Genomic DNA, 21,029 nt, shown 5'->3' on the forward strand with positions numbered 1-21,029 from the left:
CTCTTGACGCAAACACGTACAGGGTGGAATTACCACCAGCAAACGGTTTTGTCTGCAGCCCAGATTTTTTGGAGCAGGACATCGTAATTCGGCTGATTAATGTACAGTTTGAATTCATCAGCATCGCGATCGCGATTAAGAATTTCAACCAGTGTTTTGACATCATCAGTGGGCTCTGAACGATAAACCTGCAGTATTTTCATTTTTTCGTCGCTCATGGGAAAACCTCCTCAACCGCCGCATGCCGCTGGCGGCTCATGTGAACCTTTGGGCATGCCGAACGGGATAATAACATCTGCATCGCGCATTTTTTCGCCGAGTTCTTCCAAAGAAATATTTTCAATTTCAGAACCTTCCGGCATATCAGTGGGAGCATCTGCGCCACAGCTGTAAACCTGGCCTTCCATGTCCGCGATCCAGGCAATGTTTTCCGTCATGTATTCGGTCATGGTCGGAAATTCGCCATTCATGATAACCGGGTAGGCGTAATGGTTCTCAACAGCAAGCCCCAGGCCGGAGCGAATGCCATCGTTGTATACGCGATGGGCTACCAGGATATATACCTTTAATGATTCCATATCCGTATCTCCTTACATTACGATGTACTTGGCGCACTGCTCAAGCATGGCACCGTTAAAAGCCTGGGTCCGCATCTGCTTGTCAATAAGACCACGTGGAATATCTTTTTCATGATCAAACCCCTCACAGATGTAACTGTCAGTACAAATGGCGAGATTGTCAGTTTTGATCAGCTGTGCGAGTTCCCAAAATTCTGGGCTTTTTGTAAGGTGAACGGATTTAAAGGTAAAAAATACCATTACTTCCTTACCAGCGCGGATAGCAGCCTGGGTAAGTCCGAGAATATGACGCATATTCTGGGGGCAGGTAACGAAAATACCTAATTTATTCTCATCAGCAGCCATTAGCTTTTGCCTCCTTTAAAAGGATTTGTTGACGAATGAAATTATCCTTTCTTGATGAAGAAGCTAATATATCCACTCTCTTCTTTTTCGCCCAGATACTCATGGCCGGCTCGATCACACCACCCGGGGATGTCGTTTCTGGAGCCTGGATCGGTTCCCATGATGTGGAGAATATCACCGGAAGCAAGTTTGCCTATTTCTTTTTTGGTGCGCAGCAGAGGCATCGGACAACTCAGTCCTTTTGCATCGAGTACGGAAGTAGCTTCGATACCTTCAGGTGCAACTTTTACATCACTCATTTTTTCCTCCTGGTAAAATATCAGTTTCACTTGTCTATTTTGAGCATGAAAAAAGACAGCTAAACGTATAGAAGAAAGGAATCTTTGTCAAGGTGAATCAAAAAACAAACTGAATAGCTGTTCATGGCAGAAAATGGAGAGTTTTTACTGAATGAATGTTCAATGTTGAGTTATAATGGTCTGTTTCATTGAGGTTATTGACAAATTTTAGTGCTGCAGGTATTTTAACGGTTTTTTAGAGCTTCAACAGAAAAAGGAAGGAAATTCCACTGGGTTTAAGGAGGCAGTGAATGGAAGACATTAAGCTTTTTTGGGAAAAAGTAAAAAGGTTGTACAAGGCCTTGTGTCAGGATGAGTGGAACGCCACCACGACAGGTATTGTTGTGGCGCTCCTCACCATTCTGATTATGGCATGGTGGCGTCCATGGGGTGCTGTGGGTGCTATTCGCAACTGGGGCGACTGGATGCTGTATAGTGCGGGTATCTTCAGCGGCGAATTTGCCGAATTAACCGGATTTGTCGATGAGGATGGATACTTTCTGCTCAAGAAATCCATCTGGTTCAACACCGGCTCGGTCATAGGACTGGGACTGATTGGCGGTGCGTTTATCTCCGCTTGTCTGGGCGGTCAGTTCGCTTTTCGATTTCCGCCGCTTCGTGAATATGTCAAGGCCATGATAGCCGGTGTGCTCATGGGGCTCGGTGCTGCCATGGCCGGTGGGTGTAATGTCGGCGGGATGTACAACGCTATCGGCAACCTGGCTGCCAATGGATTTGCCATGTGGGTAGGCCTCATCCCCGGGGCGTTATTCGGACTGTGGCTTCTTTACAAGGAAATGGAGCATATTACTTGGGGAGGCGGCGGTTCCTTTACCATCAACATTCCTTATCCGGTACAGTGGGTGTTCGGTGTGGCCGGTATCGGCGTCCTCATCTGGGCTGCCGTCTGGTATGCCGGATTTGAGGGTGATGATTTTGAGGAATATATAAGCTCTCTTTCCGGTATAGTGCTGATAGCGACAGCAATCGGGTATGCCATGCAGCGCGGACGCTGGTGCATGATTCAGGGTTTTCGGGAGCCGCATATGACCGGTGATTCCACTATGGCGCGATCTGTTGCCCTCTCCATAGTTATTGTTGCTGTTGGAGCGGCTGTGCTTAAATACGGTGTTCCTATTCGTTTTGATGGCGATGCCGTACTGAACCCTGCCTACTATGTCCGGGGTACCTTTGGTCATGGGGCCCTGATTGGTGGTTTTATCTTCGGTGTAGGAGCAATGATGGCCGGTGGCTGCGGGTCGGGAACCCTCTGGCGGGTTGGCGAAGGGCAGATCAAATTGTGGCTGGTCGTTCCTTTCTTCTCCCTTTCCAATTCCATTTTCGATGCAGTCTTTAAATACTTTGAACTCGAAGCCAATGGCTGGTTGGGTGCCAAGATTTACCTGCCCGATGTTTTTGGCTACGGATACACCCTTGGATTGATTTTCCTCTTCGCTCTGGTGTGGTATCTGGTGGTTTCATGGAATGAAGACAGCAACAAGTTGCTGCTGCCTATGTAATTTTTTCTTTGTCAGCAGGGCCATAAAGGCGGTATCCTGAAGAGGATACCGCCTTTTTTATTGTTTGAGGGTGGGCTTAAAGGTAAACCGTAGACCGCAAATGAGCAAACTTACTGCAAATGAGCAGAAAAGAAAGCTGCGACAGGCGCTGACCCAGGCCCGGGATGCATTGACCCTGCAGCAGCGTGAACAAAAGAGCGGGCTGATACGTCGCCGTTTCTTTGAATATGCGCATGCGCATGAACCAACAACTTTTTGTGTTTATGCCCATTATCGGAGTGAAGTGCGGACTCGGGAACTCATTGAAATACTCCTTCAACGAGGAGGCAGGGTCTGTATGCCGGTGGTGGTTCCAGCAGCTAAAGAAATTTTTCCGGTACAGATAGAAAGCCATCAAGCGGATCTCCTCCCTGGATTCAGAAATATCCTTGAACCACGACCGGCCCTACACGAACCTGCAGCCCTTGATCCTGGAACAATAGATATGGTTATCGTTCCCGGGCTCGGTTTTGACAGGGCTGGAGCACGATTAGGGTATGGTGGCGGGTATTATGATCGTTTTTTGCAGCAGAGAGCACCGCAGGCTATACGGGTGGGTTTGGCCTTTGCCCTGCAAATAGTCGAGAAAATAAACACAGAGCAGCATGATATACCCATGGATGCTGTTATCTGTGAACAATGTATCATTCGGCCTGGTGTTTACCGGCAGATAAAACCTTGAGAACAACAGCTGTTTATCGTCACAGTTTTTTTCTTGCCCATTCAACGGGACGGGAGCATCCGGAATGCCCGGCACGACTCGCCGCAATATACCGGGACCTGCTTGGGGAAGAGACTGTCTCCGGTTTACAGTTCCCATTTTATTCTTGTGCCGGAAAAAAGGCCTTACATTTGGTGCACTCCCCTCACATGGTGAACAGGGTTGCGTCTACAGCACAAAAAAAAGCCGTTTACCTTGAGAGGGATACCAGGACATCCGCCTCCTCTTATCAGGCCGCCTGTCTGGCTGCCGGTGCAGTTATAGATGGCATTCAGAGTCTCTACGAAGGCCGATATGATAATGTGTTCTGTCTGGTCAGACCCCCCGGACATCACGCTGAGCACAACCGGTCAATGGGTTTTTGCCTGTTCAACAATGTCGCCATAGGTGCACAATGGGCGGTGTCTGAAGGTGGGGTGAGGAAAATCTTCATCTTCGACTGGGATCTGCATCATGGCAACGGTACCCAGAAAAGTTTTTATGCCACTGACCACATTTTTTACTGTTCCATCCATCAATTTCCCCATTATCCGGGGTCTGGTCGGCTGGAAGAGGGAGGGAGGGGTAAGGGAGAGGGACATACCCTGAATATTCCCCTGCCGGGTGGTCAAGGGGATATGGAATATGCCGCTATTATTAACCGCTGTGTACTCCCTTTGGTGCGCGCCTACCAGCCAGAGCTGTTGATGGTATCCTGTGGTTTTGATATTGATCGGAGAGATCCTCTGGGGGCAATGCAGGTTACACCAGCGGGTTTTGCCTACATGACGCGGAAGATGGTCGAATTGGCTGAAGAGGTGTGTGAAGGGAGATTACTTTTTACCCTGGAAGGCGGTTATGACCTTGACGCCATGCGGGAGGGGGTCACGGCTGTGCTGACAGAGCTTAGTGGTGGGCCACTATTGCCGTCACTGCCTACTGCTCTCAGCCTCGACGAAGCCCAGCGGCTGGAATCGGCCACCCCCTACGTCCCCATGCTTGATGCGGCTCTCGGCGTCGCGGGCAGGTATTGGGTCATGTAGGTTGCAGACAGTGAGCAACGTTTATTCATACTGGATTTATTTATGTCTTCAAAAATTCTCATAGCAGATGACGATACCCTGGTCAGGGTTGCAGTGAAAAAAATACTTACCATGTTCGGCCATGATGTCGTTGCCGCAGAGTCAGGGCAGGAGGCGCTGGCACTTATCGATGAGGACGTGGATGTCATTATTCTCGATATAAATATGCCGGACCTGGATGGATTTGAAACCCTGGAAATACTTAACCAACGCGAAATTAACATTCCCGTCCTGTTCCTTACCGGAGCAGGATCGATGGATTATGCGGTCAAGGCGATAAATCTCGGTGCCTACGACTTTTTAACCAAACCCATTGACGACCTGGAGCTGTTCCATGTCAAGGTGAAACGGGCTGTAGAAAAACGCCAGTTTCTGCGCAATGAATACCTGTACAAGCAGAATCTTGAAACAGAGGTGATTCATAAAACCAAGGAACTGGCGGAAAAAAACCTGCTGTTGGAAGAATACAGCGATCATCTCGAGCATGCCACCGTACAGATTATGTCCAGTTTGCAGGCAGCCATGGAGGAGAAAGACGAATATACAGCCGGCCACACCAACAGAGTAACCGAATATTCGATGATGCTGGCCGAAGCTGCCCTGCTTGATGAGGATGACAGACTTACCCTGAAAAGGGCTGCCCAGTTTCACGATATCGGCAAAATTGTCATTGACCTTTCCTGTATTCAAAAACCCGGCCCCCTGACCCTTGAGGAATGGGAACTGATAAAGAAACATCCTGAAGTGGGAGCAAGCATTATCGAGCCCCTGAACTTTATGAGTAAAGAGCGGGAAATCATCCTCCATCACCATGAAAAAATGGATGGGTCAGGATATCCTGATGGCTGTGCAGGCGGGGAGATCGATACGCTGACCAGAATCATTACCATTGCCGACAGTTATGATGCCATGACCTCGAAAAGGAATTACAGAAAAAACCTGACCAGAGTAGAGGCTGTGGCTGAGCTTCGGCGCTGCAGCGGGACGCATTTCGATAAGGAGCTGGTTGAAATTTTCGCCGGGGTTGTTCTTTCTGCAAGTTCACTGTATAAACAGTAGCTGTTTTGAGGCCCGTTTACTTTTCCCTGAATCAATGAGCGTTCAAAAACGGGAAAGGCTCGCGGCGGCAGCGTTATTGGCAGGTGTATAGCGTGGAGTAACACAATTGTTGCCAACCCGGCAGCGGTACGGTTTTGGAGCGCCCCGCAGGACGGCTGGCTGAGTGTGCTCTTTTTTCATTCCACCTCCACTTTTACCCCCAGAGAACAGATAAAGGAAAAAACGCTGACGCGAAGCTGTCACTGATTCAGTTTTCGTTTGAAGGACAGAGAGATCAATGAAAATTTCCCGCGAAGAAATTCAACATGTCGCCAATCTTGCGCGACTGCAGCTTAATGAAGACGAAATCGGACGTATGACCCGGCAACTCGATATGATTTTGAGTTACGTGGAAAAACTCGATGAGATAGATACCCAGGGGATAACTCCTACTACCCATACCCAGCAGGTAGTTAACGCCTTCAGGGAAGATGTGGTCAGACCTTCACTTGCACGAGAAGCTGCCCTTGCTAATGCCCCGGAAGACAACGGTGAATCGTTTACCGTTCCCCGGATAATCGGGTAGCCAGGTCGATTGCTCCTTCCCTTTTGAATGATTCGACTGGCGGGGCCAACGGCCCCGCTATCCTTTTTCACCCTACCAATACCCTACTACCATGGATTACTATTCGCTTACTCTCTGCGAGGCGCTCGAACTGCTGGAAAGTGGGAAGATAACATCGGTTGAACTCACCCGATCGGTTCTCTCACGCATTGATGCGGTTGAAGGCGCGGTGAAGGCGTATCTTTCGCTCAACAAAGAGCACGCACTCCGGCAGGCTGAACAGGCAGACACCCTCCGCAAGCGTGGTGAAGCCGGCTTGTTGTGCGGTATTCCACTTGCCGTGAAAGATGTCCTCTGTACCCGGGATTTTCCTACAACCTGCGGTTCCCGCATTCTTGAACACTTTATCCCGCCGTATAATGCTACGGTGATTGAAAAACTTGCGACTGCCGGTGCGGTTATGGTGGGCAAACTCTCCATGGATGAGTTTGCCATGGGTTCGACCAACGAAAATTGTGCCTTTGCAATACCGGAAAATCCCTGGCGACCTGGATATGTTACCGGAGGTTCCAGTGGCGGTTCGGCTGCAGCCGTTGCAGCAGACGAGTGTTTTGCCTCTTTGGGAACGGATACAGGCGGATCTGTCCGCCAGCCGGCATCGCTTTGTGGCGTTGTTGGCATGAAACCAACTTACGGCAGGGTCTCCCGTTACGGTTTGGTTGCTTTTGCATCTTCACTGGATCAGGTTGGTCCTTTGACCAAGGACGTGCGTGACTGTGCGCTTATGATGAACGTGATCGCAGGACACGATCCTCTCGACTCGACCTCCATCAATCATCCGGTACCGGATTATACCCTTTCGCTGCAGAACGGATTGCAAGGGGTTCGCATCGGCGTGCCCCGTGAATATTTCGGTGAAGGACTGGACAGCGAAGTCGAAACAGCCGTTCGTCAAGGGATTGAACAGCTTGCTGCGGCTGGAGCCGAGATCCGCGAAGTCACGCTTCCCCATACCGCCTACTGTGTTGCGGTCTATTATCTTATCGCTCCTGCGGAGGCCAGCTCCAACCTAGCCCGCTATGACGGTGTACGATACACCACCCGCCATGCCGGCGCAGAATCGTTGATGGAAATGTACAAAAAATCACGATCACAGGGGTTTGGAGACGAGGTAAAGCGACGTATTCTCATCGGTACTTATGCATTGTCGGCAGGATACTATGATGCCTATTACAAAAAGGCTTCCCAGGTTCGCACCCTGATAAAAAATGATTTTGAGAAGGTTTTTGAAGAATGCGACCTGATCGTCTCTCCGGTCACCCCGGGTCCGGCCTGGCCCATAGGGGAAAAATCCGATGACCCGCTGGCCATGTATCTTTCAGATATTCTCACCCTTTCAGCCAACCTTGCCGGGATTCCAGGCCTATCGGTACCGTGTGGTTTTACCGCTGCCGGTTTGCCCGTCGGCATGCAGATGCAGGCCGCCCATTTTCAGGAAGAGATGCTGCTCAAGGCAGCCTATACCCTCGAACAACGCGTCGGTGTCGTCCAGCGAAAACCCCAGATCATCAAGGGCAAATGAAAATTCAAGTTCCATCCTTTATAACTGAAATTGTTCCATATCCTCCCGGTAAGCCATTGGATGAGTTGGAGCGGGAATATGGCATAAGCGATTCTATCAAGCTGGCTTCCAATGAAAATCCGTGGGGGCCTTCCCCGCAAGCGGTTGAAGCCATAGCCGGCATGTTGAACGGTCTGCACCGCTATCCTGATGGATCTTCCTATTATCTGACAAGAGCCTTGGCTGCATGGACTGGGGCCGAACCGGAGGAGATCGTACTTGGCAACGGGTCCAATGAAGTGATTGAATTCCTGGTCAAGGCGTTTATTCAGCCCGGGGACGAGGTGATCACCTCCCATCCCTCTTTTTTAATGTACCAGAAGTTCGTCCAGGTTCGAGGGGGGGTGAATACCATTCTTCCGCTCAAGGGAATGGCCCATGATTTGGAGGCCATTATAACAGCGGTCAATCCCCAAACCAGGTTGATTTTTCTCGACAACCCCAATAATCCCACCGGTACCCTGATTACCAGCAAGCAGTTTGCTGATTTTATGGATGGCTTGCCCGAGGAAGTTGTTGTTGTCCTTGATGAGGCGTATGTCGATTTTGTCGCCTCTGAAGAGCGTATAGATATCCTCGATTATATCCATCAGCCTGCGGGGCATCCCGGTCTGGTGAGTCTGAGAACATTTTCCAAGGCGTTTGGTCTGGCAGGGCTGAGGGTAGGTTTTGGGATAATGGCCAAAGAGGTAGCCGCCCTCCTCCATCGGGTTCGCCAACCGTTTAATATAAACCTGCCTGCACAGGTCGGTGCGCTTGCTGCCCTGGAAGATAACAGCCATTACGCAATGACTCTGGAGGAAACAGCCAAAGGCCTTCGCTGGCTGTCTGAACAGGTACGTGCCCTGGGCTGTGTCCCCTACCCTTCCCACACCAATTTTTTCCTCATTGATGTGGGTGGTGATGCTACCGCGCTGTATGAGGCAATGCTGCACAAAGGGGTTATTGTTCGTTCAATGAAGGCCTATGGATACCCACAGTTTATCCGGATAACCGTTGGTACTGCCAAGGAGAATACCCGCTTTGTCGAGGCGCTGCAGGCGTGCCTGCAGGAGTTGAACTATGGCTGAGCTGTTTCAGGTCGTTACCATTGATGGACCCTCTGGAGTAGGCAAATCAACGGTTTCCAGGGGGCTGGCAGAGAAGCTAGGCTTCACCTATCTTGACACAGGGGCGATGTATAGAGCGGTTGCCTATGCCTGTCAGATATACCAGATCGATCCGGAGGCGGCAGATCCACTTGCTTCCCTGCTGGCACAGTTAACCATTGAACTGTTGCCGGCAGTGGATGGCACCGGTGATGCGCGGGTAATGGTTAACGGCAAGGAGGTAGGAGAGATTCTGCGTAGCCCGGAAATGGGAATGCTGGCCTCCAAGGTATCTGCCATTCCCATGGTGCGTCAACAGCTGACCAGGCTCCAGCAACAGATGGGCCATTCAGGGAAGATAGTGGCTGAAGGAAGAGACACCGGGACAGTGGTCTTCCCCCAGGCTGCCTGGAAATTCTACCTGGATGCCCAGCCGGAAATACGCATGCAGCGACGAGCCGCACAGCTCCGCAGCCAAGGAGTGGCGGTGGATGAGCAGGCGTTGCTGGCACAAATCAGGCAACGTGACCGTGATGATAGCGAGCGGGCTATCGCTCCGCTTCGAAAGGCATCGGACGCGCTGTATATTGATTCTTCGGTCTTGACGGCCGAAGAAGTTATCGCCCTGATGTATGACCGTGTTCATACCACCGGGCTGCCGTCGTAGATGCTAAGCATCCGCATGGGGATTTTTCCGGGATGGCTTGTTGCCACCATCCCGGAAAAGTGAAAGAGTCAGCGATCGAGCAGCCGGCGCTACACCACGGATTCCACAGCCTTGCCGGCTACATGGTCTTTGGTGCTTCTGGCAACCAGGCGACCAAGCTCCAGGCACGCCTCCAGGTCTTTTTCTTCAGGTACATATGGAATGCGAAGACCTTCGTGACACAAGGTTATTTTCATTTCTTGGAGGGCTTCATTCATCAATTTCACTGCCTCACCCGACCAGCCATAGGAGCCAAACGCGGCACCGATCTTATTGGTTGGCCGCAGGCCGCGCATATACATGAGGAAACCGGCCATTCTCGGCAATAACCCATTATTGAGCGTGGGGCTGCCAAGCACCACCGCACTGGACTCCAGGACATCGGTCATCACATCACTTCGATGATTTACCTGCAGGTCGATGAGTTTATAACTGACCCCCTCTTCCTGTAACCCTTCGGCCACTTTTTCGGCCATGAGGCGAGTGGATTTCCACATGGTATCGTAAATAACCACCGCCTTGCCATTGCCCTCATTATTGCACCAATGTGTATATGCTTCAATAATTTTGCCCGGGTTGCTGCGCCATACGACCCCATGGTCGGGTGCCAGCATTTTAATGGGCAGGTCCATTTCCGCTACTTTGGCCAGCAGTTTTTTGATCAACGGAGAGTAGAGCGTAAGGATATTGGCATAGTATTTGGTCGCCTCGTGCATGAGTACATCCTGATTGACCTCATCATCAAAGCGTTCGCTGGTCGCTAGGTGCTCACCGAAAGCGTCGCTGGTAAAGAGAATCTGATCCTCTTTGATATAGGTGAACATGGAGTCGGGCCAGTGCAGCATCCGGGTTTCAAGGAAACTGAGGGTCTTTTCACCAAGGCTTATTTCCTCGTTGGAGGAGATAACATGATAGGGCCATTCCTCATGGTGAAAGTGCTGGAGCAGCGCTTTATGACCCATTTTGGAACAGATTATCTTTTCCGGCTTAATGGCTTCCACTACCTCCGGTATGGAACCGGAATGGTCCATTTCCACGTGGTTGATGACCAGATAATCGATTTTTTCAGGATCAATAATGGTGCTGATATGGTGCATGAGGTCTTTATGGTATTCCCGCTTGACGGTGTCAATCAGGGTAACTTTTTCATCAATAATCAGAAAGGCGTTATAGGTGGTACCACGATTGGTGGAATAGCCGTGAAAATCGCGGGTCAGCCAGTCAATGGCGCCAACCCAGTATACATTTTTTGTCAGTTCAACAGGTTTCATCGAAAAATCCTCCAGGGAAGTATATAAAGATTTTAGAAAGGTATAACGGTATACCCCTTGGTAATGTATTCAGCCATCGCCGGGTGCCCCGACATTTCCCCTATCAGCTCTATCTGCTCGATTTCCATGGCCTCGACTGCATCAAGTTTATTGCTGCAGGCTTTGCAGGCCCCGATGATAAGGTCTTGTTCGCGAACCTTTTGGTAGAGTTGATGAAGAAAGTGATCAGGTTTACTCATTTCGGCAACAAGGGTGACCGATTCTCCTTCAAGTACAATTCCTCCACCCATGCCTTGTGCATGCATGTCCAGGCTGTTGAGCAGAACATGGATAAAGCATAAAGGATCGCCGCGGAAAGCGAAAAATACGGTTTGGTTCATATTGTTTTTCTCCTCTAGTTGTTTGATCTCTCTGGTATTGCAAATTGCATTCGCCGGCTTGCTGCCGTGCTATCCCGGGTAAAAAAGCAGGGAAAGGCGGTTATCGGTGGGAGGTGGCTGCCCGGCCTGGGGAGAGTGGTGAGGATAAACGGTAGAGTGGAAGTTTTCCTGTACAGTCTCTGCAACAACCGATCGGGTTGGAAGTATTGACCTTCCCTATTGGGCTAATGCACTTTGCAACAACGGAAAGCCCTCCGGTTTCCAATAGCGACCGGAGGGCTTTCGGATCATGCTTCCTCAAATTCGTCCTTACCTGCCCCGCAGACAGGACAAACCCAATCATCTGGGATATCTTCAAAAGCTGTTCCTGGAGCAACCCCATTATCCGGATCGCCTACGGCAGGGTCATACTCATACCCACAGATAACACATACGTATTTTTTCATTGCTACTCCGATTGCTAGAATTACGTGTAAATGGCCTCTAGGCTTTCCAGAGACCGTGAAGATTGCAGAATTCTCTTGCCGTTACCTCTGCGGCATCCACGCAAAAGAATGCTTCAGGCCTGTCGCCCGGATTGAGGTCCTGACGGTACACCTTTCCATCTGCAATCAGTTCGATAAATTCAATATAGTGCTTTTCTTCCATTGGGTGGGCGACGGAACCCACCGCGACCTTGTACCCATTGTCTACTTTCTCGATGACCGGCACATGTTTTTCCTGGGCTGCGTCGACGGTATTTTCAGCCAGCAGGTCCATTCCCTGTCCACAGCATACTAACTCGCCGGCGCCGACATGGAGCACCTCAACTATGTTTCCACACAGCGCGCATTTATATACTTCATTTTTTTTGGTCACAATTATCCTCCTTAGATAACGCTGAGATGTTCGGAATTCTTTCCGGATACCAAGAAACCACAACGATACTAAACTATCCTGTACATTGCATCAAAGGGATTTTTATTGAGGTTTCCTGGCGCTATCACCTACATATTGTATTTTGAGCTACTTGTTGTGCTTCGATAAATAATCCGCCACTCCCTCCCGGGTGGGTTGCATGGCATCTTCTCCCTCACTCCAGTTAGCAGGACAGACCTCACCGTGCTGCTCATGAAATTGCAGTGCATCAATCATTCGCAGCGCTTCATTGATATTCCGGCCGAGGGGCAGGTCGTTGACAACCGCATGCCGAACAACGCCGTCACGATCAATGAGAAAACTCCCGCGCAGGGCAATGCCGGAGTCGAGCAGGACCCCGTAGTTTCTGGATATTCTCTTGTCCAGGTCAGCAACGAGCGGAAATTGGATATTACCGATTCCTCCCTCCTCCACGGGCGTATTTTTCCAGGCCAGATGAGAGAACTGTGAATCGATGGAAACACCGATGACAGCACAGTTTTTGTCTGAAAATTTGCTCAGGAACTTATCGAAAGCCAGAATTTCCGAGGGACAGACAAAGGTAAAATCCAATGGGTAGAAAAAAAGAAAAACATATTTTCCCCGGTAATCAGCCAGGGTGAAATCATCTTTCATTGTGTTGTCCGGCATGACGGCCGTGGCAGTGAAACCTGGAGCCTGCCTGGTTACGAGTGTACTCATTGTTTTCCGTTCCTCTGAGATGGTAAGGGTGAGGGGGTGATCGTGTTCCAAGCAGCGTTCAGGAGAGGGCCTCCTTGCCTTCTTCGGTGATCTCGTATTTGCACCGCACCGGACTGGTTACATATCCTTTTTTCTTCAGGGCTGTGACCTGACAGCTGATCTGTTTCGGCTCCAGGCTGGTTACCCCGGCGATATCCTTACTGCCCCATGGTTCGCTGCTCTGCGCCAGGGCTTCAAGAACTGCTCTCTGCTTGTCACTCAAGCTTGTTGGTTTACAGGCCATTGATTCAACTCCTTTACTTGTCTGTTTGTTGCTGGCAATGCATTGGGGACAGAGGCCAAAAAATTCGATTCTGCAGCCGGATACCTTGTACCCTTTGCCATGTTCAGGCTGAACTGAAAGGGAGGGTGGCCGCTTCAGTTCAATATTATCGACCCGGTGGCATTGGACACAGTAGATATGATTATGCTCCTTCAGCTCCCAGTCAAATCGTTTCTGTCGTCCACTGATTTCCAGTTTACGAATAATTCCTGTTGCCGAGAGAATTTCCAGATTACGATAAACAGTGGCGAGACTGATGCGCGGCAGTATTTTTTTTACCTGCTCATACAGTTCGTCAGCCGTCGGGTGGTTCGTTGTTTTTCGTAGTTCAGCAAGAATAATTTCTCGCTGATGCGTCATCCTTAACTGTTCAACCATTGCTGCAGAGACCTCGATTTTGAGATTTGATCGCAAAAGTAATTGATAACTATTATCAGGTCAAGGGAAAAAGCAGAGTAAAGGCGGGAAAAAGCGGGCTGGGGAGAGAAGTAAAAAAAGGAAAAACAGGAGACAGGCTGTTCTTCGTCTGTTTCGACAGAGGAGCAAGCAGAGAAATGTCTGCGGCAATCACGCCACAGACATTTCTCTTGAAGGGGGAGGACTACTCAATGATAAAATCATCACGCCGGTTCAGGGACCAGTCAGCCTCATTCTGTCCGGTGAACAGGGGGCGCTCTTCACCATAGCTCACCGTTCGGATCCGGTATTCCTCGATCCCCAGTTCTATAAGGTAGTTTTTAGCCACCTGCGCCCTGCGTTCCCCCAGCGCGAGGTTGTATTCATTGGTTCCGCGTATATCGCAGTTGCCTTCAACAACGACGCTCGTTGCCGGATTTTGTCGCAGGTAGTCGGCATTGTGTTCCATCCGGGGAATCTGATCGTCACGGATGGTTGATTGATCAAAGTCAAAATAGATTGGCTGCATCTGTACCGAAGAACGGCCATAGGTACGTTTGTATTCGTCGCTGTTCTGATCGCTGCTGATGGCGAAACTGCCCATGGATTCGCCGGTGCGGCCAGCGGAATCCAGAGATTCCTCACTGGGACCGATTTCTTCAGTAATGGTGCCCTGGGCGCCGGAATAATCGATGGATTTTCCTTCAGGCATGTTGGTTTTTGGTTCCGTGGAGTAAGGGCTGATATTCTTGTCTCCGCACCCTCCCAGGAGCAGCAGTGTTCCCGTTATCGCACAGGCGATGACCAACCGTGTCGAAGTCTTCATGCAATTTCCCCTTTATTGTAGGCAGTTATCAAAAATTAAGGTGTATCTGTGTATACCGGTTTCTACGGTTAATCGTCAAGAGAAACCTCCTACCGTTCCGGTTGTCTTTCCAGTAAGGTTCTGCACGGCATTTTTTTGGTATCCATCGCTATTGCTGCCTTTTTATTTGCCTGCGGGCCACCTGAATGGTACATCAAGGCATTGCCCATCAATTTAACCAAAGGAGAAAACTATCATGAAAAGAATGTTGCTGGCTCTGGTTTGTCTGGCGGTCGTGTGTCCCTCTGCCTGGGCAGAGAAAAAAATCATATTCGCCACCGATGCCACCTGGCCTCCCATGGAATTTGTCAATGAAAGCAAAGAGGTTGTCGGGTACGCCATAGACTTTATGACTGCCGCCGGCAAGGAGGCCGGTTTTACACCTGTTTTCAAAAATACCGCTTGGGATGGTATTTTTGCCGGGCTTGCCGCCAACAAATATGATGCCATTGTCTCCTCGGTTTCGATTACGGAAGAGAGGAAAAAGGCTATGGACTTTTCCGAACCCTATTTCACCGTTCGCCAGGCCCTGATCGTGAATAAGGAGTCAGTAGCCACGAGCCTTGCCGACCTGAAAGGCCAGAAAGTGGGTGGACAGATAGGTACCACCGGCTACTTTGCCATCAAGGCTGCAGAGGGGGTAGAGGCAAAATCCTATGATGAGATCGGCCTGGCAATGGAAGACCTGAACGTGGGGAGGATAGCAGCCGTTGTCTGTGATGATCCAGTGGCAGCCAATTACGCATTGAATCAGTATAAGGAAACCATGAAAATTGCTGCTGTCATGGAAACCGGCGATGTGGAGAATTACGGGGTACCGGTAAAAAAAGGCAACACCGAGCTGCTTGAGCTGATCAACAAGGGAATTGCCGCTGTCAAGGCCAAGGGCCTTGATGTGGAGCTCAAAAAGAAATGGATCGGTCAATAATCGCAGGTCACTGAATATACCGGGCTTTTCCTCAGCCTGAGCGCGGCCAATAGCAGGTACAGGTGCCATAGGCCACCATGGCTGACACGGGATGCAAGATGTTGCTTCCGGCCGAGTTGTGCGTCTCCCCTGCTCTTTAGTGCGTTCTGTTTTTTTTCGGAACAAACAGTAGCATGGCTCGGTTTTGAGCGGTCACGGACTGAGGGTGTGAGCCCGGTGTTTACTTTGTAGAGAACGTTATGTCTGATCACGAAATTTCAAAAATTGATGTCGGTGATGGTGCGGCTATACCATCCCCTGAAGACAAGGGGCTTACTTCCGCCTGGTGGATTGCCATATTCGGTACTCTTACCGGCCTGATACTGCTGCCGCTTCTCCAGCCTGACCCCTACCTCAAGATTATCCGATTCGTTCCAGACGGTATCCTTGTGACCTTCCAGGTGACGGTTTTTTCCATTCTGCTGGCCATTGTTATCGGTCTGCTGACCGGACTGGGGCGGATTTCCAAAAATAGATTCATCAACCTGATAGCGTCGCTCTATGTCGAGGTCGTACGCGGTATTCCCTTACTGGTACAACTTTTCTATATTTATTTTGCCCTGGGGCGTTTTGTTCGAGTTCCGGATATAGTTGCTGCGATTATTGCTATGGCCTTTTGCTATGGCGCCTATATGGGGGAGGTCTTTCGGGCTGGGATCAAATCTATTGACTTCGGTCAGACGGAAGCCTCTCTTTCGCTTGGATTTAATCAGCGACAGACCATGATGTACGTCATTTTACCCCAGGCCTGGCGCACCATTCTTCCGCCGGTAGGCAATGAATTTATTGCCCTGTTAAAGGATACTTCGCTGGTGTCCATCCTGGCAGTTTCTGATATCCTTCGACGGGGCCGGGAGTTTGCGGCTGAGAGTTTCAACTATTTCGAAACCTATACGATGATCGCCCTGATCTACCTGCTGATCACGCTTATTTTGAGTAAACTTATCAGTGTCATGGAGTATAGACTAAGTCACTATGAACGTCGCTGACCCAATAATCAATATTTCTCACGTAACCAAGTTTTTTGGTTCGTTCAAGGCGCTTGACGATGTCAGCCTCAAGGTCAATTCAGGTGAAAAGGTGGTTGTGCTCGGCCCTTCCGGGTCGGGAAAATCAACCTTGCTTCGATCCATTAACCGGCTTGAAACGATTAATGCAGGTACCATCACCATTGATGGCCGAGACATCAACAATCCTGCTGAGGATATCAACCACATCCGTATGGAACTGGGGATGGTGTTTCAGAATTTTAATCTTTTTCGGCACAAAACTGTCCTGGAAAACCTGACCCTGGCTCCAATCAAGCTGAAGAATATGCCTCAACAAGAGGCGGAGAAGTTGGCCATGCGCCTGCTGAAAAAAGTCGACATCCTTGAACGGGCTCACCACTATCCTATACAGCTCTCCGGCGGACAGCAGCAGCGAGTGGCCATTGCCAGGGCGCTGGCCATGGAACCGAAAATAATGCTCTTTGATGAACCTACCTCAGCCCTGGACCCTGAAATGATCAACGAAGTCCTGGATGTCATGACCACTCTTGCCCGCGAAGGAATGACCATGGTGGTTGTGACCCACGAAATGGGGTTTGCCCGTGAAGTGGCCGACCATGTGGTTTTTATGGATCAGGGAGCGGTGGTGGAAAAGGCTTCCCCCGCGACCTTTTTCACCCACCCGCAACACCCTCGGAGCCGACTCTTCCTCGAACAGATTCTGTAGAGATGACACCCAGAGATGCTGCTGCCCACGATGGTGATGGGAGGGAAGGGCATAAAAAGCTTGCGATTACCCGCTCGCTGTCCATACCTTTGAGTGAACTGCATTTTCGATTTTCCCGTTCAGGCGGACCCGGCGGACAGAATGTCAACAAAGTCAACAGTAAAGTCACCCTGTGGTTTAACATTTCCGCGTCCCCTTCCCTCACACCGGAACAGAAGCATCTCCTTATCACCCGCCTTAGTGCACGGTTGACCAGGGAGGGCGACCTGCAGCTCAGCTCCAGCGAACAGAGGAGCCAGCAGGCCAATCGGCAGGCGGTTCTTGTTCGATTACAGGGACTGCTGCGTCAGGCACTCGTCGTGCGCAAGGTTCGTCGCCCGACCAAGCCATCGCGGGGGGCCAAAGAACGTCGATTGCACTCCAAAAAGCGTCGAGGAAACGTCAAACAGCAGCGACAAAAGGTGTCCCGGTCCAAATGGTAGGCAGGGGGGAGCTGATGTACATGGCTCCCGCATTTGCCGGGTAGGGCGCATCTGTTGGTATAATGGAGCGATAAGCAAGGAAATGGACCTATGGACAACGTAGAGAACACTCGCAATGGCTGGAAAGAGGTGGCTCCGGGGGTGAGGTTGCAGACCCTGGAGGTTGGCCGGCAAATGCACATGGTTGCCTTTCAATTGGGCGCCGGAGGGAAAATCCCCCCGCACATCCATCCCCATGAACAGTGCGGTTACCTCGTCTCCGGCAAGGTGGTGATGGAAAGGGGCAATGGTCCGGAAACCTTTTATCCTGGTGCCAGCTGGTCAATTCCAGGCGGTGTCGAACATGGGGTAGAAGTGGTGGAGGAGTCCCTGGTGGTGGAGGTATTTTCGCCTGTCAGGGAGGATTATCTCAACCTGTAGCGGTGTTCAGGAAAACTGCTTGAGCAACGGTTCCCAGTTAATGGCCAGGGTCTCTCCGGTATCTGGAAGGACGATCAGTGGAGCGTGCATTTCGTAGTCGCTGAGCGCCCTGCGGCACTCAAGCAGGGTGTCCTGCACAATGGGCGGTTCACTCGGGCTGTAAAGATTGTAGACGAGTCCGAGGACCGGTATATTCCGGCTTTTGAGTGCCTCCAGGCTCAAGCGGGTGTGGTTTATGGAACCCAGCTTGGACGAGGTGACCAGCACCACCGGATAGTGCTTTTCCTTGAAGTAGTCGATGAGCAGCGTCGTTTCGTTGAGCGGCACCAGCAATCCGCCGGCGCCTTCAACCAGTATCCATTCGTGGTCAGCAGCAAGGCTGGCTGTTGCCTGGTCCAGTACAGCGGTATCTATGGTTTTGCCCTGCATGCGGGCTGCCAGTCGGGGTGAGGCAGGGAAGGGAAACAGGTAAGGGCAGGAGGTTCCCTGTCTATCGTAATCAGCAAGGGGAATGTTCATAAGGCGGCGGTGCAGGAGGATGTCGTCAGACACCTCAGTGCATCCGGTCTGCACCAGTTTTACCGTGGTTGCCCCGCCCCTGCGCTCGTGAAGATATCTTGCCAGGAGGCCGGTTACCACCGACTTGCCCACATCGGTATCTATTCCTGCTACAGCAATTACCTTTGTGCTGCTGCTCATTGTTCTTTTTCCTTTTCCTGCTGTCTGCCGGTATCAGGCCAGACATAGTCGGTAAAAACGGCAGTTGCCCCTGATTTGAAGAGTTCTGTCTGGCGACGGGGATCATTGACCGTATAGACATTGACGAGAAACCCCGCCTCCCGCAGGCGGCGGATGGTGACCGCATCGATGTTGTCGCTGTTCGGGTGGTACGCGCAGACACCGAGTTGGCGAAGGTAGGCAAGGAGGTCAGTAGGGTGTGTGTGGTCCACCAGCGCCCCTGTGGCGAGCTCCGGAGCGATCGCTTTACATTGCTGCAGGTACTCATGGGCAAAAGAGGAAATCAGGACAGCATGCTTGAGCGGGGAGGATGCGACTGCTGCCACTACCTTTTCCACCACCATCAACCCTTGGTCCTGAGTGTCCGCTGGTTTTATCTCCAGATTAAGGGCGATGGCCTGCTCTTCACTCCACCGCAGGAGTTCTTCCAGGGTCAGCAGCTGTTGCGGCATCTGCAGGCGCAGGCCTGCCCTGGTAACCATACCCTCTGCAATGGTGCCAAACGGATCCTGTTCAATAAACCAGCTGCCCATGTCGAGTCTTTGCAGCTCTGCCACCGTGTAGTCGGCAACCTGTGTTGATCCCTTGAAAACGGGTGAAGTCAGGATGTCACTGGTCCTTTCCAGTGTCGGGTCATGGATGATAACCGGTTCGCCATCGCTGCTTAAGCGCACATCGCACTCGATAAAAGCACAACAGCCGATACTGGCATTGAATGCGGCCAGCGTATTTTCCGGGTAACAGGCCCTGAACCCACGGTGCGCACCGATCAGCTTCCAGTTGGTTCTCGGGTTGATCCATGCAAGGGGGGACTCCATGGAGGAGAGAGGGACGTGCTTCCTCATTGCGGGGTGGCTTGGGCAATGAAGTACATCGGGTGGTAGGTGAGGCTGTAACCGCCAGGGCCAGCGTAATTGGCTTCATATTGCCTGCAGAAAACCGAGAGTTCCCTGCGGGTCCACACCTTGGTGCCGATCGCATTGACCCCCGTCTGACGCAAATGCTGCAGGATAGCCATCGGGCTCGGAAACCAGAGCGTCTCACGGCTGTGATCTGCGGCGAGAATGGAAAAATTGGCCCTGACCTCATCAAGAATGGTGGGAAATTCCTTGTAAGGGAGCCCAACATGGGTGATGTTTCTTATCTCCTCGAGATTTTGCTCGCCGTATATGGAAAAAGCAAGGATTCCACCGGGGGAGAGATTAGATCGCAGTTTGGTAAAAAGCTGCGGCAGGTCGTGGATCCAGTGAAAGGTGGAGGAGGAGATGATCAGGTCATAGCGGTCACGGATAGCAAGAGACTCAATGTCACCGCTGATAAACCGTGCTCGGCCCTGCAGCGATCCTATTCTTTGCTGAATGTAAGGAGCAAATGCTCCGCACAGGTCACTGGCAACGAATTTGGAGACCCCTGGGAACCGGCGGACAAGCTTTTCTGTCAGCAGACCGGTACAGCATCCGATTTCCAGAACGGTCAAGGGATCCTGCGGCAGGCAGGGATCAAGCATGGCCAGCAGGGTGTCAGCAACGGTGTGCTGTACATCTGCCTGCTGCTCATAGGTTGCCGCGGCTTTGGAAAAGCGTTGCTCAATAAGCTGTTTATTTGGAATCATTGCCGGTTGCAGTACGTGGACGTCCATAAAAGGGGCTGAATATAACCGATGAATGAAAATTGTCAAACAACCAGATGAGCTGAGGGCACCACTTTCCTGTCTCCCCTGAAAGACCTGCGGCAGGCCTGGCGGGGCGGATGTCACCGCCAGGGGGAACTAATAGCCCCATACTAAACTGCGTTTGATCCAGCCGCGAATCCCTTTTTCGTGCTCCACCTGGACCCAGCCGCTTTTTTGTTGGAGCGTTCTGAACACCACCCCATAGTAGGCTTTGGCCACAATTCGGCTGTTGGTTCCCGGGCCGCTGCGAACGTTGATACGTTTATCCGAGTTCTTGAAGGCCTTGACAATCATATGTCCTTTATCGGTGGTTACGTTTCGGTGGACCCAGCCAATGGTTCCTTCAAAATCCTGAACCCGATACCAGCTGCCTTTCTGCCGCAGTACCTTCAGAGGAAAGCCGGAACCAAGCTTCCAGAGCACTTTGTACTTGGTGCCTGGCCCAGAGCGCATATTGATATCATCACCCTTTATGGAGACCATTTTCGCGCAGGCTGTCGTTGCACCGGCTAAAAGAAGAGCAAGTGTTACCAGTAGAAGGATGGCGTACGTGTTTTTCATGGAGAGTTGAGAATCGTTAT

Annotated in this window: 28 protein-coding genes; 13 read left to right on the plus strand and 15 right to left on the minus strand. The window is 51.0% G+C overall.

Annotated features, from left to right (window positions below; all coding sequences use genetic code 11):
• Positions 1 to 29: 29 nt before the first annotated feature.
• From ACZ52Z_RS14595 to ACZ52Z_RS14610, 4 genes are read right to left on the minus strand one after another with little or no spacing between them, the layout of a single operon-like run.
• Positions 30 to 218: a hypothetical protein gene (locus tag ACZ52Z_RS14595; protein ID WP_464267505.1), complete on the minus strand. Its 189-nt coding sequence runs from the start codon at positions 216 to 218 to the stop codon at positions 30 to 32.
• A 12-nt stretch (positions 219 to 230) separates the two neighbouring features.
• Positions 231 to 578 carry a hypothetical protein gene (locus ACZ52Z_RS14600; protein WP_464267506.1) on the minus strand — a complete coding sequence of 116 codons (348 nt, stop codon included), beginning with the start codon at positions 576 to 578 and terminating at the stop codon, positions 231 to 233.
• A gap of 12 nt (positions 579 to 590) precedes the next feature.
• Positions 591 to 923, minus strand: a complete 333-nt coding sequence (locus ACZ52Z_RS14605) for a hypothetical protein (protein WP_464267507.1) — start codon at positions 921 to 923, stop codon at positions 591 to 593.
• Positions 924 to 964: 41 nt separating this feature from the next.
• Positions 965 to 1,222 (minus strand): sulfurtransferase TusA family protein, encoded by a 258-nt coding sequence (locus ACZ52Z_RS14610; protein ID WP_464267508.1) that lies wholly within the window; start codon positions 1,220 to 1,222, stop codon positions 965 to 967.
• Positions 1,223 to 1,512: 290 nt separating this feature from the next.
• Here ACZ52Z_RS14610 and ACZ52Z_RS14615 point away from each other — a divergent pair, with 290 nt between their 5' ends.
• From ACZ52Z_RS14615 to cmk, 8 genes are all read left to right on the plus strand, one after another.
• Complete coding sequence (locus ACZ52Z_RS14615) at positions 1,513 to 2,781, plus strand: YeeE/YedE thiosulfate transporter family protein (protein WP_464267509.1); 1,269 nt, start codon at positions 1,513 to 1,515, stop codon at positions 2,779 to 2,781.
• Positions 2,782 to 2,881: 100 nt separating this feature from the next.
• Positions 2,882 to 3,502, plus strand: coding sequence for a 5-formyltetrahydrofolate cyclo-ligase (locus ACZ52Z_RS14620; RefSeq protein ID WP_464267510.1), 621 nt, complete (start codon positions 2,882 to 2,884; stop codon positions 3,500 to 3,502).
• The gene (locus ACZ52Z_RS14625) at positions 3,499 to 4,563 is read left to right on the plus strand and encodes a histone deacetylase family protein (protein WP_464267511.1); all 1,065 of its coding nucleotides are present in this window, start codon (positions 3,499 to 3,501) and stop codon (positions 4,561 to 4,563) included. The genes ACZ52Z_RS14620 and ACZ52Z_RS14625 overlap by 4 nt, the downstream gene beginning before the upstream one ends.
• A gap of 42 nt (positions 4,564 to 4,605) precedes the next feature.
• On the plus strand, positions 4,606 to 5,661 hold the full coding sequence (locus tag ACZ52Z_RS14630) for an HD domain-containing phosphohydrolase (protein ID WP_464267512.1): 1,056 nt from the start codon (positions 4,606 to 4,608) through the stop codon (positions 5,659 to 5,661).
• A gap of 277 nt (positions 5,662 to 5,938) precedes the next feature.
• Complete coding sequence (gene gatC / locus ACZ52Z_RS14635) at positions 5,939 to 6,226, plus strand: Asp-tRNA(Asn)/Glu-tRNA(Gln) amidotransferase subunit GatC (RefSeq protein WP_464267513.1); 288 nt, start codon at positions 5,939 to 5,941, stop codon at positions 6,224 to 6,226.
• A 91-nt stretch (positions 6,227 to 6,317) separates the two neighbouring features.
• Positions 6,318 to 7,787 carry an Asp-tRNA(Asn)/Glu-tRNA(Gln) amidotransferase subunit GatA gene (gene gatA / locus ACZ52Z_RS14640; RefSeq protein WP_464267514.1) on the plus strand — a complete coding sequence of 490 codons (1,470 nt, stop codon included), beginning with the start codon at positions 6,318 to 6,320 and terminating at the stop codon, positions 7,785 to 7,787.
• Positions 7,784 to 8,896 carry a histidinol-phosphate transaminase gene (gene hisC, locus ACZ52Z_RS14645; protein ID WP_464267515.1) on the plus strand — a complete coding sequence of 371 codons (1,113 nt, stop codon included), beginning with the start codon at positions 7,784 to 7,786 and terminating at the stop codon, positions 8,894 to 8,896. The genes gatA and hisC overlap by 4 nt, the downstream gene beginning before the upstream one ends.
• A complete protein-coding gene (cmk, locus tag ACZ52Z_RS14650) occupies positions 8,889 to 9,581 on the plus strand; it encodes a (d)CMP kinase (RefSeq protein ID WP_464267516.1) in 693 nt (230 codons plus the stop codon). The genes hisC and cmk overlap by 8 nt, the downstream gene beginning before the upstream one ends.
• A gap of 89 nt (positions 9,582 to 9,670) precedes the next feature.
• On the opposite strand, the gene ACZ52Z_RS14655 is transcribed toward cmk, so the two are convergent.
• From ACZ52Z_RS14655 to pal, 7 genes are all read right to left on the minus strand, one after another.
• Entirely contained in the window at positions 9,671 to 10,891 is a 1,221-nt protein-coding gene (locus tag ACZ52Z_RS14655; protein WP_464267517.1) for an FprA family A-type flavoprotein, read from the minus strand.
• Between the two features lie 32 nt (positions 10,892 to 10,923).
• On the minus strand, positions 10,924 to 11,271 hold the full coding sequence (locus ACZ52Z_RS14660) for a cytoplasmic protein (protein ID WP_464267518.1): 348 nt from the start codon (positions 11,269 to 11,271) through the stop codon (positions 10,924 to 10,926).
• 287 nt (positions 11,272 to 11,558) lie between these two features.
• Positions 11,559 to 11,717, minus strand: a complete 159-nt coding sequence (rd, locus tag ACZ52Z_RS14665) for a rubredoxin (protein ID WP_464267519.1) — start codon at positions 11,715 to 11,717, stop codon at positions 11,559 to 11,561.
• Positions 11,718 to 11,754: 37 nt separating this feature from the next.
• Entirely contained in the window at positions 11,755 to 12,129 is a 375-nt protein-coding gene (locus ACZ52Z_RS14670) for a desulfoferrodoxin (protein ID WP_464267520.1), read from the minus strand.
• A 147-nt stretch (positions 12,130 to 12,276) separates the two neighbouring features.
• Positions 12,277 to 12,870 (minus strand): peroxiredoxin, encoded by a 594-nt coding sequence (locus tag ACZ52Z_RS14675; RefSeq protein ID WP_464267521.1) that lies wholly within the window; start codon positions 12,868 to 12,870, stop codon positions 12,277 to 12,279.
• 58 nt (positions 12,871 to 12,928) lie between these two features.
• Entirely contained in the window at positions 12,929 to 13,552 is a 624-nt protein-coding gene (locus ACZ52Z_RS14680; protein ID WP_464267522.1) for a Fur family transcriptional regulator, read from the minus strand.
• Between the two features lie 241 nt (positions 13,553 to 13,793).
• Positions 13,794 to 14,414 (minus strand): peptidoglycan-associated lipoprotein Pal, encoded by a 621-nt coding sequence (gene pal, locus ACZ52Z_RS14685; protein ID WP_464267523.1) that lies wholly within the window; start codon positions 14,412 to 14,414, stop codon positions 13,794 to 13,796.
• A 232-nt stretch (positions 14,415 to 14,646) separates the two neighbouring features.
• Here pal and ACZ52Z_RS14690 point away from each other — a divergent pair, with 232 nt between their 5' ends.
• The 5 genes from ACZ52Z_RS14690 (at position 14,647) to ACZ52Z_RS14710 (ending at position 18,038) form a co-directional block, all read left to right on the plus strand.
• The gene (locus ACZ52Z_RS14690) at positions 14,647 to 15,381 is read left to right on the plus strand and encodes a basic amino acid ABC transporter substrate-binding protein (protein ID WP_464270802.1); all 735 of its coding nucleotides are present in this window, start codon (positions 14,647 to 14,649) and stop codon (positions 15,379 to 15,381) included.
• A gap of 239 nt (positions 15,382 to 15,620) precedes the next feature.
• Positions 15,621 to 16,409, plus strand: a complete 789-nt coding sequence (locus ACZ52Z_RS14695; RefSeq protein ID WP_464267524.1) for an amino acid ABC transporter permease — start codon at positions 15,621 to 15,623, stop codon at positions 16,407 to 16,409.
• Entirely contained in the window at positions 16,396 to 17,136 is a 741-nt protein-coding gene (locus tag ACZ52Z_RS14700; protein ID WP_464267525.1) for an amino acid ABC transporter ATP-binding protein, read from the plus strand. Before ACZ52Z_RS14695 ends, ACZ52Z_RS14700 begins: the two co-directional genes overlap by 14 nt.
• A gap of 2 nt (positions 17,137 to 17,138) precedes the next feature.
• Positions 17,139 to 17,618: an alternative ribosome rescue aminoacyl-tRNA hydrolase ArfB gene (gene arfB / locus ACZ52Z_RS14705; RefSeq protein WP_464267526.1), complete on the plus strand. Its 480-nt coding sequence runs from the start codon at positions 17,139 to 17,141 to the stop codon at positions 17,616 to 17,618.
• Positions 17,619 to 17,708: 90 nt separating this feature from the next.
• On the plus strand, positions 17,709 to 18,038 hold the full coding sequence (locus ACZ52Z_RS14710) for a cupin domain-containing protein (protein ID WP_464267527.1): 330 nt from the start codon (positions 17,709 to 17,711) through the stop codon (positions 18,036 to 18,038).
• 6 nt (positions 18,039 to 18,044) lie between these two features.
• Here the strand turns inward: ACZ52Z_RS14710 and bioD are convergent, their stop codons facing one another.
• The 4 genes from bioD to ACZ52Z_RS14730 form a co-directional block, all read right to left on the minus strand.
• Positions 18,045 to 18,737, minus strand: coding sequence for a dethiobiotin synthase (bioD, locus tag ACZ52Z_RS14715; protein WP_464267528.1), 693 nt, complete (start codon positions 18,735 to 18,737; stop codon positions 18,045 to 18,047).
• Positions 18,734 to 19,621 (minus strand): glycerophosphodiester phosphodiesterase family protein, encoded by an 888-nt coding sequence (locus ACZ52Z_RS14720; RefSeq protein WP_464267529.1) that lies wholly within the window; start codon positions 19,619 to 19,621, stop codon positions 18,734 to 18,736. Before ACZ52Z_RS14720 ends, bioD begins: the two co-directional genes overlap by 4 nt.
• Positions 19,618 to 20,388, minus strand: a complete 771-nt coding sequence (bioC, locus tag ACZ52Z_RS14725; RefSeq protein WP_464267530.1) for a malonyl-ACP O-methyltransferase BioC — start codon at positions 20,386 to 20,388, stop codon at positions 19,618 to 19,620. The genes ACZ52Z_RS14720 and bioC overlap by 4 nt, the downstream gene beginning before the upstream one ends.
• A gap of 156 nt (positions 20,389 to 20,544) precedes the next feature.
• Positions 20,545 to 21,009 carry an SH3 domain-containing protein gene (locus ACZ52Z_RS14730; RefSeq protein ID WP_464267531.1) on the minus strand — a complete coding sequence of 155 codons (465 nt, stop codon included), beginning with the start codon at positions 21,007 to 21,009 and terminating at the stop codon, positions 20,545 to 20,547.
• Between the last annotated feature and the right edge of the window lie 20 nt (positions 21,010 to 21,029).

This window comes from Desulfogranum aggregans, from assembly GCF_055398265.1.

What these genes read in the sequence shown, in the direction of transcription:
- ACZ52Z_RS14595 (WP_464267505.1), bottom strand. Translation starts at nt 218, where the DNA reads ATGAGCGACGAAAAAATGAAAATACTGCAGGTTTATCGTTCAGAGCCC.
- ACZ52Z_RS14600 (WP_464267506.1), bottom strand. Translation starts at nt 578, where the DNA reads ATGGAATCATTAAAGGTATATATCCTGGTAGCCCATCGCGTATACAAC.
- ACZ52Z_RS14605 (WP_464267507.1), bottom strand. Translation starts at nt 923, where the DNA reads ATGGCTGCTGATGAGAATAAATTAGGTATTTTCGTTACCTGCCCCCAG.
- ACZ52Z_RS14610 (WP_464267508.1), bottom strand. Translation starts at nt 1,222, where the DNA reads ATGAGTGATGTAAAAGTTGCACCTGAAGGTATCGAAGCTACTTCCGTA.
- ACZ52Z_RS14615 (WP_464267509.1), top strand. Translation starts at nt 1,513, where the DNA reads ATGGAAGACATTAAGCTTTTTTGGGAAAAAGTAAAAAGGTTGTACAAG.
- ACZ52Z_RS14620 (WP_464267510.1), top strand. Translation starts at nt 2,882, where the DNA reads ATGAGCAAACTTACTGCAAATGAGCAGAAAAGAAAGCTGCGACAGGCG.
- ACZ52Z_RS14630 (WP_464267512.1), top strand. Translation starts at nt 4,606, where the DNA reads ATGTCTTCAAAAATTCTCATAGCAGATGACGATACCCTGGTCAGGGTT.
- gatC (WP_464267513.1), top strand. Translation starts at nt 5,939, where the DNA reads ATGAAAATTTCCCGCGAAGAAATTCAACATGTCGCCAATCTTGCGCGA.
- gatA (WP_464267514.1), top strand. Translation starts at nt 6,318, where the DNA reads ATGGATTACTATTCGCTTACTCTCTGCGAGGCGCTCGAACTGCTGGAA.
- hisC (WP_464267515.1), top strand. Translation starts at nt 7,784, where the DNA reads ATGAAAATTCAAGTTCCATCCTTTATAACTGAAATTGTTCCATATCCT.
- cmk (WP_464267516.1), top strand. Translation starts at nt 8,889, where the DNA reads ATGGCTGAGCTGTTTCAGGTCGTTACCATTGATGGACCCTCTGGAGTA.
- ACZ52Z_RS14655 (WP_464267517.1), bottom strand. Translation starts at nt 10,891, where the DNA reads ATGAAACCTGTTGAACTGACAAAAAATGTATACTGGGTTGGCGCCATT.
- ACZ52Z_RS14660 (WP_464267518.1), bottom strand. Translation starts at nt 11,271, where the DNA reads ATGAACCAAACCGTATTTTTCGCTTTCCGCGGCGATCCTTTATGCTTT.
- rd (WP_464267519.1), bottom strand. Translation starts at nt 11,717, where the DNA reads ATGAAAAAATACGTATGTGTTATCTGTGGGTATGAGTATGACCCTGCC.
- ACZ52Z_RS14675 (WP_464267521.1), bottom strand. Translation starts at nt 12,870, where the DNA reads ATGAGTACACTCGTAACCAGGCAGGCTCCAGGTTTCACTGCCACGGCC.
- ACZ52Z_RS14680 (WP_464267522.1), bottom strand. Translation starts at nt 13,552, where the DNA reads ATGACGCATCAGCGAGAAATTATTCTTGCTGAACTACGAAAAACAACG.
- pal (WP_464267523.1), bottom strand. Translation starts at nt 14,414, where the DNA reads ATGAAGACTTCGACACGGTTGGTCATCGCCTGTGCGATAACGGGAACA.
- ACZ52Z_RS14695 (WP_464267524.1), top strand. Translation starts at nt 15,621, where the DNA reads ATGTCTGATCACGAAATTTCAAAAATTGATGTCGGTGATGGTGCGGCT.
- ACZ52Z_RS14700 (WP_464267525.1), top strand. Translation starts at nt 16,396, where the DNA reads ATGAACGTCGCTGACCCAATAATCAATATTTCTCACGTAACCAAGTTT.
- arfB (WP_464267526.1), top strand. Translation starts at nt 17,139, where the DNA reads ATGACACCCAGAGATGCTGCTGCCCACGATGGTGATGGGAGGGAAGGG.
- ACZ52Z_RS14710 (WP_464267527.1), top strand. Translation starts at nt 17,709, where the DNA reads ATGGACAACGTAGAGAACACTCGCAATGGCTGGAAAGAGGTGGCTCCG.
- bioD (WP_464267528.1), bottom strand. Translation starts at nt 18,737, where the DNA reads ATGAGCAGCAGCACAAAGGTAATTGCTGTAGCAGGAATAGATACCGAT.
- ACZ52Z_RS14720 (WP_464267529.1), bottom strand. Translation starts at nt 19,621, where the DNA reads ATGAGGAAGCACGTCCCTCTCTCCTCCATGGAGTCCCCCCTTGCATGG.
- bioC (WP_464267530.1), bottom strand. Translation starts at nt 20,388, where the DNA reads ATGATTCCAAATAAACAGCTTATTGAGCAACGCTTTTCCAAAGCCGCG.
- ACZ52Z_RS14730 (WP_464267531.1), bottom strand. Translation starts at nt 21,009, where the DNA reads ATGAAAAACACGTACGCCATCCTTCTACTGGTAACACTTGCTCTTCTT.